The organism is Bacillus sp. FSL M7-1020 (genome assembly GCF_038050415.1).
GTDB classification, from domain to species: Bacteria; Bacillota; Bacilli; order Bacillales; family Bacillaceae_G; genus Bacillus_A; species Bacillus_A toyonensis.
The window spans coordinates 4,055,281-4,070,797 of sequence record NZ_JBBOTW010000001.1; the positions used below are offsets into that span (position 1 = coordinate 4,055,281).

Annotated in this window: 16 protein-coding genes and 1 other annotated feature; of the genes, 1 reads left to right on the plus strand and 15 read right to left on the minus strand. The window is 36.2% G+C overall.

Annotated elements, in window-relative coordinates; all coding sequences use genetic code 11:
* Positions 1 to 72 precede the first annotated feature (72 nt).
* Entirely contained in the window at positions 73 to 720 is a 648-nt protein-coding gene (locus MHB70_RS20770; protein ID WP_061529659.1) for an MOSC domain-containing protein, read from the plus strand.
* Positions 721 to 830: 110 nt separating this feature from the next.
* Here the strand turns inward: MHB70_RS20770 and pheA are convergent, their stop codons facing one another.
* From pheA to minD, 15 genes are all read right to left on the minus strand, one after another.
* A complete protein-coding gene (gene pheA / locus MHB70_RS20775) occupies positions 831 to 1,682 on the minus strand; it encodes a prephenate dehydratase (protein WP_000621713.1) in 852 nt (283 codons plus the stop codon).
* Positions 1,683 to 1,778: 96 nt separating this feature from the next.
* Positions 1,779 to 3,692 carry an ABC transporter permease gene (locus MHB70_RS20780; RefSeq protein WP_001026357.1) on the minus strand — a complete coding sequence of 638 codons (1,914 nt, stop codon included), beginning with the start codon at positions 3,690 to 3,692 and terminating at the stop codon, positions 1,779 to 1,781.
* 49 nt (positions 3,693 to 3,741) lie between these two features.
* On the minus strand, positions 3,742 to 5,664 hold the full coding sequence (locus MHB70_RS20785; RefSeq protein ID WP_061529660.1) for an ABC transporter permease: 1,923 nt from the start codon (positions 5,662 to 5,664) through the stop codon (positions 3,742 to 3,744).
* Positions 5,639 to 6,415 (minus strand): ABC transporter ATP-binding protein, encoded by a 777-nt coding sequence (locus tag MHB70_RS20790; protein WP_000114533.1) that lies wholly within the window; start codon positions 6,413 to 6,415, stop codon positions 5,639 to 5,641. Before MHB70_RS20790 ends, MHB70_RS20785 begins: the two co-directional genes overlap by 26 nt.
* 93 nt (positions 6,416 to 6,508) lie before the next feature.
* Positions 6,509 to 7,591, minus strand: a complete 1,083-nt coding sequence (locus MHB70_RS20795) for a HAMP domain-containing histidine kinase (RefSeq protein ID WP_001197401.1) — start codon at positions 7,589 to 7,591, stop codon at positions 6,509 to 6,511.
* Positions 7,581 to 8,288: a response regulator transcription factor gene (locus tag MHB70_RS20800; RefSeq protein ID WP_000276708.1), complete on the minus strand. Its 708-nt coding sequence runs from the start codon at positions 8,286 to 8,288 to the stop codon at positions 7,581 to 7,583. Before MHB70_RS20800 ends, MHB70_RS20795 begins: the two co-directional genes overlap by 11 nt.
* A gap of 213 nt (positions 8,289 to 8,501) precedes the next feature.
* Positions 8,502 to 9,788: a GTPase ObgE gene (gene obgE, locus MHB70_RS20805; RefSeq protein ID WP_000497121.1), complete on the minus strand. Its 1,287-nt coding sequence runs from the start codon at positions 9,786 to 9,788 to the stop codon at positions 8,502 to 8,504.
* Positions 9,788 to 10,336 carry a sporulation initiation phosphotransferase B gene (locus MHB70_RS20810; RefSeq protein ID WP_001003572.1) on the minus strand — a complete coding sequence of 183 codons (549 nt, stop codon included), beginning with the start codon at positions 10,334 to 10,336 and terminating at the stop codon, positions 9,788 to 9,790. The genes obgE and MHB70_RS20810 overlap by 1 nt, the downstream gene beginning before the upstream one ends.
* 63 nt (positions 10,337 to 10,399) lie before the next feature.
* Positions 10,400 to 10,690, minus strand: a complete 291-nt coding sequence (gene rpmA / locus MHB70_RS20815; protein ID WP_000944957.1) for a 50S ribosomal protein L27 — start codon at positions 10,688 to 10,690, stop codon at positions 10,400 to 10,402.
* A 3-nt stretch (positions 10,691 to 10,693) separates the two neighbouring features.
* The gene (locus MHB70_RS20820; RefSeq protein ID WP_001973720.1) at positions 10,694 to 11,038 is read right to left on the minus strand and encodes a ribosomal-processing cysteine protease Prp; all 345 of its coding nucleotides are present in this window, start codon (positions 11,036 to 11,038) and stop codon (positions 10,694 to 10,696) included.
* Between the two features lie 11 nt (positions 11,039 to 11,049).
* On the minus strand, positions 11,050 to 11,358 hold the full coding sequence (rplU, locus tag MHB70_RS20825) for a 50S ribosomal protein L21 (protein WP_000270907.1): 309 nt from the start codon (positions 11,356 to 11,358) through the stop codon (positions 11,050 to 11,052).
* 14 nt (positions 11,359 to 11,372) lie between these two features.
* Positions 11,373 to 11,450 (minus strand) — a sequence feature (ribosomal protein L21 leader region).
* A gap of 77 nt (positions 11,451 to 11,527) precedes the next feature.
* On the minus strand, positions 11,528 to 12,916 hold the full coding sequence (locus MHB70_RS20830; protein ID WP_000855449.1) for an Rne/Rng family ribonuclease: 1,389 nt from the start codon (positions 12,914 to 12,916) through the stop codon (positions 11,528 to 11,530).
* Between the two features lie 67 nt (positions 12,917 to 12,983).
* Positions 12,984 to 13,844 (minus strand): stage IV sporulation intramembrane metalloprotease SpoIVFB, encoded by an 861-nt coding sequence (spoIVFB, locus tag MHB70_RS20835; protein WP_000598976.1) that lies wholly within the window; start codon positions 13,842 to 13,844, stop codon positions 12,984 to 12,986.
* Positions 13,837 to 14,583, minus strand: a complete 747-nt coding sequence (spoIVFA, locus tag MHB70_RS20840; protein ID WP_061529661.1) for a stage IV sporulation protein SpoIVFA — start codon at positions 14,581 to 14,583, stop codon at positions 13,837 to 13,839. The genes spoIVFB and spoIVFA overlap by 8 nt, the downstream gene beginning before the upstream one ends.
* Before the next feature lie 134 nt (positions 14,584 to 14,717).
* Entirely contained in the window at positions 14,718 to 15,515 is a 798-nt protein-coding gene (minD, locus tag MHB70_RS20845; protein ID WP_000503310.1) for a septum site-determining protein MinD, read from the minus strand.
* Positions 15,516 to 15,517 lie beyond the last annotated feature (2 nt).

Consider the following 15,517-nt stretch of genomic DNA (forward strand, 5'->3'; position numbering starts at 1 on the left):
CACAGAGTTTTTATAATTCTCTGTGCTTTTTTAATGCTATAATATTGTAATCAATCGTAAAGGAGATCGAATATGGGAATTGAACTCGTTCACTTTAGTACTGGTAAACCGAAACAAATGAAATATGGCGAAGATAAAGAAATGATAACAGGTATATGTAAAGATCCTACAGAAGAGGCCTTTCTCTCAAAAGACGGATTTCGTGGTGATGACGTAGCGGATTTAAAACATCACGGCGGTCCTGATCGCGCTGTTTGTGTGTACCCACACGAGCATTACGCACTATGGGAAGAGGAATTTCAAACTACGCTTCCAGCTTCCACATTTGGCGAAAACATTACCGTAACAAATATGTTAGAGCGTGATGTTTGCATCGGAGATACATATCAGCTTGGTGAAGCAATCATTCAAGTGACACAAGCAAGAGTACCTTGTAGCACTATTTCAAAACGCCTCGGTATTCCTGGCATACTGCCGCGCATTGTAGCAACTGGATTTACTGGCTACCTATGCCGCGTTCTTCAAGAAGGTACTGTACGTAAAGATTCTAAAATCACATTGCTAAAACGTCCATCAAACAATGTATCTGTTTTGTTTTCTAACGAAATTTATTTTCATAATAGAAAAGATAAAGATGGCATTGAAAAGATTCTTGCTGTTCCTGAACTAGCCAATATTTGGCGTGGTCAGTTAGAGGAGCGTCTTGCTAAGTTAAAGTAAAGAATCCCACCTATAAATGGTGGGATTTTATTTATCTATCAGACGGTATATTATCGACTGAAATTATATCGATTTAACTACAAAATACGACAAATACTCTCCCTTACCCTTTACAACCAATAAGAAGAATAGCTCCCCAGCACAGTAACAGAAAAACCGAGCGCTTCAAGTTCCATCGTTACGCCTGGCAATAATACGTCATCGTATGCTTTATCGACATCGATTAAGAAAAAGTAATTTCCGAGTCCTGTTTTCATCGGGCGCGATTCGATTTTTGATAAATTTAATTTTCTCCATGCAAAAGCTGATAACACTTGATATAGTGCCCCTGCATAATCTGCAGGTAACGTTATCATAAGCGTCGTTTTCTCCCCGCGGTTTTCTCCGTTATTTGAGAGTATTACTTTCTTTTTCTTATGGAGCACTAGGAAGCGTGTATGATTGTTTTTATGCGTATGAATGTCACGTCTTACAATTGTTAATCCGTATTTTTCTGCGGCTGCTTCATTTGCAATGGCAGCGATTTTTTCTTCAGGATGTTCTTTCACATATTGTGCAGCAGCACTTGTTGATGTCATGTCTCGAACAGTTACCCCTTTTAATTCTTCATTTAAAAACTTATGACATTGTGCGATAGCATGCGGATGTGAATGCACTGCATATACTTCTCCCCACACTTCTGCATACTGCGGATGTACGAGTAAATGTTGCTGAATTGGTACTGTAATTTCTCCTACAATAGAAAGTGGTCGCTCATGCACGAGGTAATCGACCGTTATATTTACTGAACCTTCTATTGCGTTTTCTAACGGTACGACTGCGAAATCTACACTTTCATTTGCGGCTGCATCTATACAATCCGGAATCGTTCGATACGGTACATGCTCTGCTTCCGGAAAAAAACGACTCACCGCCATATTTGTAAATGTTGCTTCTGGTCCTAAATATCCTACTCGAATCATCGTCTTTTCCCCTCTTTTTCGTTTTCTTACTGTTATACCATACTTTTTTATATTCTTCTATGTAAATTTCGAATATTAAAAAAAGACTAGCATCCGCTAGTCTAAATGTTTCTTATATTCTCTTTGAGCGAAGAAGAAATAAACGATGCATGCAGCGATATAATACAGAATAAACAAGCCTACTTTTCCTAATGATCCATCCATAAAGAAAGTATTATGAAACGTATATAACGCAACTGCACTATGCATACTCCCTACTATAATTGGCGCAAAAAATAGCATACATAATTGCCAGCGAGAAATTTCCCATACTTCTTCCTTCGTCATTCCAAGTTTAGAGAGTGCACCATAATGCTTTCGGTCCGATGCAATATTATGAAACCATTTAAAATATACGATACTACATGAAGTAAGAAAGAATAATATACTAATGAATGAGCCTACAAATAGAGTAATATCGCCGCCTTCTTTCATATTTACATATAACTCCATATTACTTCGAAACGCATTATTATTATCTTGTTTCATATGTTTCCGTAAATCTTCATTTAATTTCTTCGTCTTTTCGATATTTGGTAATGTGTAGCCTCTATATATCATTTTTTCAGAATCGAGAACCTGATTTGCTATACTGTCAAAATCTTCATCATTCATAACGAAGAACAGACCATTAATGTACGAAGGGTGATAGTTAAATTGAACCCCTTCTTTCTGACCGTTAAATACGAATGAATATGGTTGACTCATTACTTGCAATTGAATCTCTTTTTGATTATATACATTCGAATTATTGTATTTATTATAATAAACGAGTGTCACTGTACCTTTTTTAGGACGATACATTTTCTTTTTTTGTTTCCTCGCTTCTTGGTTATATTCACTTTCCTTTATAAGCGGTGCTATTGTTGTTTCTCCTTTATTAGACCGAAAGGATGCATACACTCCAACAAAACTCATATATTGAAAATCATCATACCCGTATTGATTCAGTAATTTTTCAACCGCACCTTCCTCAAAGACTTCATGAGTAGAAATACCTTTTTCTATGTATGAAAACGAGTGTACCCCTCCAGTTCGCCACATATCTTGCATGCTAGAAAAATATAAGAACACCGTACCTGTTGCCGTAACTACAAACGTCGTTGCCATAGACATCAGAAAGAAAAAGCGACCATTTTCTTTCATTCGATGTGACAATTGGTTTACTATAAATAAATACGGATATGTATACATAATCTTTTTATTTCGTTTTATTATTTCTAATATTTGAGCAGTTCCGTGTGTAAAAGAAAAATAAGTTCCGAAAAAGACAAGTATAGACACAGGAAAAAAATAGAATGCTATCGTTGGCATCGTCGCTTGTAACGCTAACGCATATCCTATACCTAAACAAATAAAACCGAATATACAAAGCCACATTGATGTTTTCTTCTCTTTTTTATCTGTTCGAAATTCTTTCAATAACCGAATGATTTTTATATTCCATATGCGTAAAGCACTTATAAAAGATAAGACAATAAAAACGACCATATATGTAACAAACGTTACCCCAATTGCTCTCACATCAAATATGACAGGGAGTTCTTTCGGAAGGCCCAGTAACATACTAAATACCATAAAAAAGAGTTTCAAAAAGATCATACCAAGCCCAACCCCGAAAATATTCGCGAAAATCCCGATTAATATTTGCTCGGTCATTATCACTCCTATTACGTTAGACTTCGTCGCTCCCATTAACATATATAACCCTAATTCTTTCTTACGTGCCTCTATGAAAATAGAAGTAGAGTACAAAATAAATATGACGAAAAAAGAAATGACTATAACATTACATATAATAAGTCCCCAGCGTACGTTTTGATACCACATCGTCTCCTGCATATACGGATGTACAATGACAGACATGTATGCAAAAGACGCAAATATCGCAAAACAACTGCTTAAGAAAAACACTTTATAATTACGCCAATTTCCTTTTATATTTTGCAGCGCTAGTTGCCGAATGTTCATCTATCGTCCCCCTATAACTTACTACATAAGCAAAAAGCTAGAGGTTTCTCTAGCTTTGCACGTGTTTCAAATATCCTCTTTGTGCAATCATAAAGTAAATCGCAGAAGCTATAACGTATGTTCCAATTACAATCGCACCTGATTTCCATAAATCAATATAAAGCATTTTCCCTAACGTATGAAGAGCAAACCCACTATGAATGGCACCGATTAAAATTGGGATAAAGAAGATAACGCCCATTTGACGAATTGCAATTTTACGAATTTCTTTATCTGTCATACCGATTCTCTTTAACGATTTAAATTGAATACGATCTTGTTCTTTATCGTTAAACCATTTAAAGTATGTCATACTACAAGCGAAGAAGAAGAATAGTACCGATACGAAGAAACCGATGAACATTGTAATTGCTCCTGATTCCCTTATATTTTTATAAGCGAGCACCGAGTTATTTAACTCTTCTTGCTTATCTGGTGCAATCTCCTTTTTCAAATCTAACACAAGGTCTTCCGTACTTTTCCAGTCTTCTATATAATAACCGTAATATTTCGTCTTTTCTTCATCTGGTACAAGCTTTGCGTATTTCTCAAAATCTTGATCATTCACAATGAGATATTCACTATCATTAAAAACAGAAAATGAAGTTGGCTCATTTAATTGAACAGATTGCTTTTGTCCGTTAATTTTAATTTCATACGGTTTCGTACGATCTATCTTCATCATATCATTCGCCATATCCATTATGACCATCGTTGCACTACCTGGTGCATTATGAACTTCTCTAACTTGCTCTCTCTTTTGTTTACGTACTTCAGCGTTATATTCTTTTTCTGAAACAATCGCCATTGGCATCTCATGTTCACTGTTAAACATTGTGATTTTTTGCGTTCCAGGAAGTTTTACGTACGTTACTTCTCGCGCTTCTTCAAATCCGTGTTTTTTTATTAATTCTTTTGTTTTTCCCTCTTTTATGACATTATGCATATGGATTCCCTTTTCCTCATAAGAAATAGCATGCGGGGTACTAGTTACTGCCTTATAACTCATATCCTCAAAAAATACGTACAGCGTACCAACTGCTGAAGATACAACCGCCGTAATGATAGAAATTACAAATAGAAAACGGGCATTATCTTTCATTTTATAAATAAGATTGCTAAGTACGAATATATTTGGATATGTATAAAAAGATTTTTTTCGTTTTTGTAATGCCTTTAATACGACTGTACTACCTTGTGTAAATAGTAAATAAGTTCCGCCTATCGTCAGCCCTACAATCGGTAAAAACAGGATGACAAAATTCATAAATGTTACTTGGAAGCTAAGTACATATGCAACAATAATACATCCTATACCAACTACGCATAACCATGTAAACGCAAAAGGTTCTACTTTCTGTTTTCTTGCTTCTCTTAATAAATCAATAATTTGCAAGCGTCCTACTGTCCAAACGCTAAACAATGATAGAATTAAAAATAGAATAAAGTATACACCCGCTGTAATCAAAACCGCTTTACTATTCCATACGAGTGGAAGTGTTTTATCTATTTTCAATATTACGCTTAATGCTTGGAAGAATAATTTTGAACAAAGCATACCAAGTCCAATACCTACTACAATTGCAATACTACCTAACATAAGCTGTTCTAATATAATCATTCGGCCAAGTTGTGATTTTGTTCCGCCTATTAATGTTAATAGACCAAACTCTTTTTTCCTTGCTCTTAAAAATGTTGAATTTGCATATAAAATAAAAAGTGCTGAGAAGATGACTACAATATAATTCATCGATTCTAACCCTTTTGAAATCATCTCCCTCATACTAATATTACCGCTTACGACATCTGGATGATAAATGAAGGAAGCATACATGAAAAATACGACAATCGATAAACAACTGCTAATAAGAAACGCTTTATAATTACGCCAATTTCCTTTTACGTTATTAAGCGCGAGCTGGCGAAAGTTCATGATATTCTCCTCCTAGCATCGCAAGTACGTCCAAAATTTCTTGGAAAAAGGCTTGTTTCGTTCTTCCCTTATGTATTTCTGAGAAAATCTCTCCATCACGTATGAAAAGAATACGTTCGCAATAACTCGCCGCTACTGGATCATGCGTTACCATTGCAATTGTTACTTTCTTTTGTTCATGCAAATCTTGCAACGCGCTCATTAATGATTTTGCCGACTTAGAATCTAAGTTTCCAGTTGGCTCATCCGCTAAGATTAACGTCGGTTCATGAATAATCGCTCTCGCAGCTGCTGCACGTTGTTGTTGGCCGCCTGATACTTCATATACTTTTTTATTTAAAATGCCTTCGATATTTAAAAACTTTGCAATCTCAAGCACTTTTGCATCGATTTCATTTACAGATTTCTTCGCCATTACAAGTGGTAAAATGATATTTTCTTTAATCGATAGCGTATCAAGTAAGTTAAAATCTTGGAAAATGAATCCTAAATGTGTACGGCGAAACTCCGCTAATTTTGCAGCACGCATTTGATTAATTTCTTCGCCATTTACAAGCACATGACCTGAAGTTTGCTTATCAATTGTTGCTAATAAATTTAAAAGCGTTGTTTTTCCGCTTCCTGAAGGACCCATAATCCCTACAAATTCGCCTTCTTCTATTTTAAAATTTATATCATTTAAAGCAGTCGTCGCTACTGAACCTTTTGATTGATACACCTTCGTTAATCCTTTTACTTCAAGAACACTCATTTCTAATCCCCCTATGTGTTTTCTTCTTACATTTACTATAAGAAAAATAAGAAAAAGAAACGAGTGATTTCCCTTACAAAACGTTTTGTTATCTTACAGTTTTGTCATTTTTCTCATTAATGTATGATATTCTTCATCTTTTGCAAATTGGAACGTAAATGTTGTCCCTTCCCCTTCAGCCGATTGCACATAAATACCGTGATGTAAATTATCACAAATTTCCTTCGTAATATATAAACCCATTCCAGTCGCTTCTCTCGTTTTACGGCCATTTATCCCCGTAAAGAACGGATCAAATATACGCTTTACATCTTGCTCCGGAATACCGATTCCATTGTCTTTAATATGTAATAACACCTTTTGATCTTTCTCTTCAATTTGAAATTGAATTTCCTTTTTCTCTGCTTCTGAAATTCTCGTATACTTAATTGCATTTACAACAATTTGCCCTATAGCAATACTAAGCCATTTTCTATCAGATGCAACCATACAAGTATCTTCTTCAAACATTACTTTCGGAAATACAGACGATTGAATGAAAGACTTTCGATTTTCATTAATAATACCTCGAATAATATCTATCACATTTACTACTTCTACTTTATAATCTTTCGCAAATTGCTCTAACCTTGCCATATGTAACGCTAAATCTAAACCATTTAGTATACGGTTATTTTCTTCACGAATACTTTCAACTGTTGCTCTCGCTTCACGATGCTCTTTACCAAACTTCTGTAATAGTAACTCAATAACAGATACTGGTGTCTTCATTTGATGAATCCATTGGTTCATAAATATCATTTGCTGTTGCTCTTTCGCATGCTGTTTATGAACTTCATTCATATATTGCTGTCTTAATAGCGTAAAAGATTCAACGATCATCTCTTGTTCTGTCGTATACGAAGTATCAATAAGTAAAGAATCATGTAATGTATTTCCATCAGCAACATATTTTTCGATTCTCTTAAAAAAAACACTTCTTTTTCGGTAATCGTAAATGAGGTATACAGTAAACACAACTGTCCCTAATAAAAGTCCGTATAACCACGTACTCCAATCAATTGATCTTTTTTCTAAAAGACTTTGCAACTGCAATACGAGTCCAAATAAACAAAGACTTACAACATAAGAAAGAAGTAAAGCAAAGCGGTCTATGAGGTAACTTTTAACCTGCATGCCCTTCACTCCACTCTGTAAGAAGCGCATAACCGTATCCACGTTTCGTTACAATCGCATTTTTAATACCTAGCTCCTCTAGTTTCTTCCTTACGCGCTTTACATTCACAGTCAGTGTATTATCATCAACAAAAGCTACTTCATCCCACAGAGCTTCTAACAATTCTTCACGCGTTACATATTGATTCGCTTGTTTCATTAAACACTCTAATAAGTAAAATTCATTTTTTGTCAGCTCTGTTTGTTGCCCTTGCCACTCAACAACGTGTTGGGACGGGAATAACAAAAGTCCATTCACACCTAAACAATCACTTTCTGCCGCAGAAGCATACTCACCATACCCACGTCGAAGTGCACTTTTCACCTTAGCCATGACAATATCTAAATGGAATGGCTTTGTAATGTAATCATCTCCGCCATTTTCAATTGCCATTACTTGATCCATTTCCCCTGTTCTTGCAGAAACAAAAATAATCGGCGCATTCGATACAGTGCGGATTTGACGACACCAATAGAAACCATCAAAATATGGTAAATTGATATCCAGTAATACGAGATGTGGATTCACTTTTACGAATTCATCTTTTATATGACGTAAATCAATTGCTCTAAATGATTGATAGCCATACCTTTCTAAATGCTCCTCTAATATTCCCGCAATTTTCTCATCGTCTTCTACAATTAATATTTTATACATGTTCTCTTTCTCCCCATAAATATTCTTCTAAAATTACTTCTTTTTCTATTATAAATTGAAAATTTAATTAGTGGGGATTTTTTCCTATCTTCGTAATTTTTAACTAGCAGCCTGATTCACACCTAACTTCTTTGCTTCAGCTGAATTTTGAGGCGGGAATCTTACTACTTGCAAATAGCAGAATAAAAAAAAGACCGCCATACTTTGGCAGTCTTAATCGATAAATTCAAATTCATATTCAAGAATTTTTACAATATCTCCGTCTTTTGCACCACGTGCACGAAGCGCTTCATCAATACCCATTCCGCGCATTTGGCGAGCGAAACGACGTATAGATTCATCACGTGAGAAGTCAGTCATTTTGAATGTCTTCTCGATATCATAACCAGAAATAACAAACGTGCCGTCACTTTCACGTGTAATTTCAAATTTAAGACTTTCAGCATCAAATTTATACATTACACTTGCTTCAGACTCTTCAACAACATCGTACATTGGGAATTCTGGTGTTGTTTCTAATAAGTTCGCTACTTCAAATAGTAAATCACGAACACCTTGTTTCGTTACAGCTGAGATTGGGAAGATTTTTACTTCGTCTCCCACTTTCTCTTTAAATGCTTGTAAGTTTTCTTCTGCATCCGGCATATCCATTTTGTTTGCTACAACAACTTGTGGACGCTCTGTTAAACGCATATTATATTCTTTTAATTCATTATTAATTGTGACATAATCTTCATATGGCTCACGGCCTTCTAAACCAGACATATCAATAACATGTACAATTACACGTGTACGTTCGATATGACGTAAGAATTGGTGTCCAAGTCCGACGCCAGCATGTGCGCCTTCAATTAGTCCAGGAAGGTCAGCCATAACGAAGCTGCGGTTATCACCAGTTTCAACAACACCAAGATTAGGAACGATTGTTGTAAAGTGATACTCTGCAATTTTCGGACGCGCTGATGATACAACAGATAATAATGTAGATTTACCTACACTTGGGAATCCAACAAGTCCAACGTCTGCTAGCACTTTAAGTTCTAGAATGACATCACGTTCTTGACCTGGTTCTCCGTTCTCAGCGATTTCAGGTGCTGGATTCGTAGCTGTTGCGAAACGCGAGTTACCACGGCCACCTCGGCCACCTCTTGCGATTACAGCTGTTTGTTCATGCGTTACTAAATCGGCAAGAATTTGACCTGTTTTTTCATCTTTTACTATTGTTCCTGGTGGAACCTTTACGATTAAATCTTCAGATTTACGTCCGTGCTGACCTTTACTCATTCCGTGCTGACCACGATCAGCTTTGAAATGACGTTGGTAGCGGAAGTCCATTAATGTACGTAAGCCTTCCTCAACAACGAAAACAACATCTGCGCCTTTACCACCGTCGCCACCTGCTGGGCCACCTTTTGGAACATACTTCTCACGACGATACGCAACCATTCCGTTACCACCGTCGCCGCCTTTTACATATATCTTGACCTGATCTACAAACATTATTTCACCACACTTTTTTCGATTGGTTGTAATATAACTGAGACTTCTTCGTCTCGTACTGTATAAGAAATGGAATACCATTTATTGTTTTGGTTCGCAAGCCAATTCTGTAGTTCTTCTACACTCGTTAGCTTACCACGAAAATCAAAAAAGAAACGAGCATTCTCCGCGTCACATTCAATTGTGATACAAACATAATTTTCAACATATACGTCTAAACTATGCTGAAGCATTGAGAAGAATTGATTCGCCCATGTACATACAGTCTCATCTAAGTGAGATAAGTTATGTAATTCTCCTAATACTTCGTACTCCAATAAGCACGGCTGCTGTTTCCAATTATATGTTAAAATCCACTCTGAAAATAAAGGCATTGATAACCCCATCAGATTGGATTCTTGTCTCGCTTCTTGGACAAAACGATCGATGAGCCGATGAATCTCTTCCACTTTTCCAAGGGAAAGGTTTCCTTTAACCATCTGCATACGATTGAGCCAATCATGTCTTGAATGACGCAACGCATCTATAATTGTCCATTTTTCATTCATTTAGATACCCCTTAATATAGAAAAACTCTAACCTGCACTCAGGTTAGAGTTTTCCGTGAGTTCTTATGCTTCTTGAGCAACAGGATATACGCTCACTTGTTTGCGGTCACGGCCAAGACGCTCGAAGCGTACTACGCCGTCAACTTTCGCGTATAAAGTGTCATCGCCACCACGACCAACGTTAACACCTGGATAAATTTTTGTACCGCGTTGACGGTAAAGAATTGAACCACCTGAAACCGTTTGACCATCTGCGCGTTTAGCACCAAGACGTTTTGACTGAGAGTCACGACCGTTCTTTGTACTACCTACACCTTTCTTAGATGCGAAAAACTGAAGATCTAATCTTAACATACGTTACACCTCCTGCACTTTTTCTATTAAACGGATATACTTTCCGTAATCAAGTTCGATCGTCTTTAGCGAAACAACTAATCCTTCTAAAAGCGTTTGAGCTTTTTCTGCTGCATGAACGTCTAAATCATTAGGCAATTCATACGTTAAGAATCCACCATCACTTCCGAGTTCAATAGTTGCCTGCACATTACAAAGCTCTTCCACTGCATTTATAGAACCAAACACAACCGCTGTAGTTCCAGCACAGACAAGGTCTTGTCCATGTGGCGCATAATCGGCATGTCCAGTCATTTTAAATGATTGGATACTTCCTAATTTCGTGCGACTTATCGTAATTTTAATCATGTTAACCTGAATTAAGCGTTGATAGCTTCAACAACTAGCTTAGTGTAAGGTTGACGATGACCTTGTTTCTTACGATTGTTCTTTTTCGCTTTGTATTTGAAAACGATGATTTTCTTAGCGCGACCTTGTTTTTCAACTTTAGCAGTCACTGTTGCGCCTTCTACAACTGGGCTACCAACTTTAACGTTTTCGCCACCAACGAAAAGAACTTTGTCAAAAGTAACAGTTTCACCAGCTTCAACATCTAATTTTTCAATGTAGATTGCTTGACCAGCTTCAACTTTAATTTGTTTTCCACCTGTTTCGATAATTGCGTACATACTTGCACCTCCTCTTAATTACTAAGACTCGCCAAAAACGAGGTAGACATAAATGCCTTTAGGGAACCTGTCTTGTGCGGTTGTAGCATATAGCCGTTTAGGTGCTATAAACTATAACATAAAGATGTTATCATGAATCATAGACGGTTGTCAATAAATGTTCTGCTAACTATTTTTTCCGTTCTACAATTTCTTTTTTACTTCCAAATCTTATAATAGCGTACTTTTCGATAGTATCATCTTTGAAATAAATTTCAAATGGAATATTTTTTTGTAATTCTTTTTGTAAAAATTGTTTTTGCAGATCTTGAGGTGCAGCAATTAATACTGCTTCATCCTCTATATTGCCATATGTAATGAGTTCTCGCTCTAACTCATAAGCAATCGTTTCATACGACATTACATACCCCGTCGCCTTACACGGTACACACTCTTCTAGCAATACGTCACGTAAAGAATGTTTTTTACGTTTACGTGTCATCTCCAAAATCCCTAACTCAGTAAACCCAAGTACTCTTGTATAAGTGCGATCATTTTGCATAGCAGCTATGAGACGTTCTCTTACCTTTTCTTTATCTTCTCGTTTTTTCATATTAATAAAGTCGATTAATATCATTCCACCAATATCACGAAGTCTTAATTGGCGAGCGATTTCGTCAGCGGCCATTTCATTTGTACGAAGTACTGTATCTTGTAAATTTTGTTTTCCGGTAAACTTCCCCGTATTCACATCTATTACAGTCATCGTCTCCATTTGTTCCACAATCAAATAAGCACCGTTTTGGAGCCACACAATTTTTTGAAGTGCTTTTTCAATTTCTCGCTCTATTCCGAAATGATTAAACATCGAAGATTTTTCATTATAAAAAGATACTTTTTCTTTTCCGACCTTGTCTTCTAATTCTTTTACTACACTTCTTGTATCTACAACTATTTTTTCGATTGTTTCAATTGGATTCTCTTGAAATACACGATCTAAAAAAGTCGCTGGTCGATGAAGTAATAGCGGTGCCTTTCCTTGGCCCTCTTTTCTTTTTAACTCTTCATATAACTGCTGTAACCTTTGCATTTCAGTTTGTATTTCTTCAATTTCTCCTTTTTCAGAAGCGGAGCGGAAAATATACCCTCCTGTCCCTTCTACTTCAATTTCGAGTAACTGCTGTCTTCTTTTATTGTTTTTTATTTTCCGAGAAACAGCGCGCATTTCATCATATGGCATATAAACGACATATTTCCCGGTAAATTCTATATTCGCTGTTAATTTCGGTCCTTTCGTATCAATTGCCTCTTTCACAACTTGTACGAGTACTGCTTGTCCTTCATGTATACGATAAGAAGACGGTACATCATCATATGAAAGGTACGCATGTTTTTCTAAACCGATGTTTACAAATGCTGCATTCATTCCAGCAATTGTTCTTACGATACGTCCAACGTAAATATACCCAACAATCTCTTGTTCTTCATTACGTTTCCATAAAAATTCAACAATTTTGTTCTTCTCTTCAATTGCAACGCGCTTTTCCGATCCAGCATAGTTCATGTATAAGGTTTTCAAATTTCTTTCCTCACTTTATAATTTTCTTTGTTTTTACAATAATAAAAGGTTAGTGCTATCGTCAACACTAACCGATTAATTCTTCAACAGATGAAGTTGTTCGTTTTTCAGTAAAATACGCATAGAGTAATTCATTTTCATCCAATGTGTAATGCTCTTTATATTCTCCATGGACGATAATAGAATGCTTATATCCTCTACGAAATTTGGTGAAAATCGTATATAAACGATCTTCTGATTGCACCTCTATAGGTGCAATCTTTTCAATCCCTCTTTTATTTCCGTAATAACGCTCTAATAAAAAGCGCATAAACGCATAACGTCTTTGCTTCCATTCTTGATATAACGATATTGCTAAAAATATGAGTAGTACCCACATCATAATATTGTTACTATTCCAAAGTAACTGCCACCCTAATATGACACTAAAAAAAACACATGACAATTGCATCATTTTTTCATGTGCTTGTAAATAAGGAAAACGATATGATAATACATTAAACAACACTTTCCCGCCATCAAGTGGCCAAATAGGGAGTAAATTAAAGGCTAAAATAATTATATTATTCCACATAAAAAAATAATATAATTCCGCATTCAGCCAGCCAATCTCAAACAATATATACCCTACTAGCATCATCCAAATATGTTGAATAGGTCCTGCAATTACGACAACAAGTTCCTCTTTCAATGATTTATTTCCATGTTCCTCAAGCTCAGCCACACCACCAAACGGTAACAGTTGAATTTTTTTAATACGCCAATTATAATGCGCTGCTGCAAAAGCGTGACCGAGTTCATGAATGAGTACGATACAAAACAACAATAGTAACTCTTTAAAACGCGCCGTAAAAATACCAATAACTATAATAACCCAAAACAACGGATGCACTGAAATTTTCGTTAAAACTTCCTTATATTTAATCAAATGAAATCACCTGAATCGGATCAACAAATTTTTCATTCTTTTTTATTGCGAAATAAAATTTCCCATTTTTATTATTTGCATCATTACTCACCGTTCCAATTTTTTGTTTCTTTGAAACGTAATCATATAACTTTACTGACATATCATTTAAATTTGCATACCACGACTCCGTGCCATCTGCATGTTGAATTTGAACTGTATTTCCAAGTTCTTCTTTCTTACCCGCAAAAACAACTAATCCTTCATTTACTGACTCAACTGTTGCATTTGTAGCCGTTTGGACAAATACACCTTGGCCATTTTTTTGAAATCCTTGCATTACCTTTCCTGAAGCAGGAATTGCATAGTCTTTTTGCTGAATAGTCCCTTCCTTTTTCTCGTTAGGCGAATAGAAGACGAGAGGTTTTCCAAACTGTTTTTCATACCATTTCGCTACAGTAGCAAACTGAAACTCCTCTTTCATCACTTTTTCTGTAACAGCTTTAGCACCATCGAAAGAAGAAGGCGCATTCTTATACAAAATAGCAATTGAAAGAACTACGATTGCTGATAATAAAACTTTGAAGAAAAAGACTTCCTTTCGAAACAAAGGATGAATTTCCTTTTCTCCCTCTTCAATAAATACCCCTTCACTATCAAAATTCCCCCCGGCAAAATACTGCTCTTCCTCCATTCTTTCTTGCTCTGCCTTCCTTTTCGCAATCCGCTTTTTAATTTCTTCTACACTTCTATTCTTCATACTGTCTCCCTTCTTTCGCTAACCTTATTTAAATAGAAACAGTTGTATACAGTTTGTACATATGTATGAGCTAGGAAAGAAAGATATTCGTATGAAGAAAAAAAGAAAGCACTTCGCATATGTGCGAAGTGCTCTTAACGGATGCCAAAGAAGTTTTTCATCTTTGTAAATACCGATACCTTTTCTTGTTCAAATGCTTGTAATGGTACATTCTCACCCAACAAGCGTCTTGCAATATTACGATAAGCTAACGCTGCTTTTCCACTAGGTTGCAACGCTACAGGTTCACCTGTATTTGTAGCACGAATAACTTCATCATCGTCTTCAACAACACCAAGAAGCTCGATTGATAATGTACGTACGATTTCATCAACATCTAACATATCCTGTTCATGAAGCATATGACTACGCACACGGTTAATAACAAGTTTCGGTGGTTCAATATCCTCTTTTTCTAAAAGCCCAATAATACGATCTGCATCACGCATTGAGGATACTTCTGGCGTCGTAACAACGATTGCTTTATCCGCACCAGCTACCGCATTTTTAAATCCCTGCTCAATCCCCGCAGGACAATCAATTAATATGTAATCATAATCTTGACGTAATACTTGTATTAATTCATCCATTTGTTCAGGTGTTACCGCTGATTTATCACTCGTTTGTGCTGCAGGTAATAAATAAAGATCATCAAAACGTTTATCTTTAATAAGAGCCTGAGGTAAACGACAACGCCCTTCAACGACATCAACAAGATCAAATACAATACGATTTTCCAGCCCCATTACTACGTCTAAATTTCGAAGACCAATATCTGTGTCAATTAAGCACACTTTCTTTCCAGATAAGGCTAGGGCTGTACCAATGTTCGCAGACGTTGTAGTTTTACCTACTCCGCCCTTTCCAGATGTAATTACTATTGCCTCTCCCACAG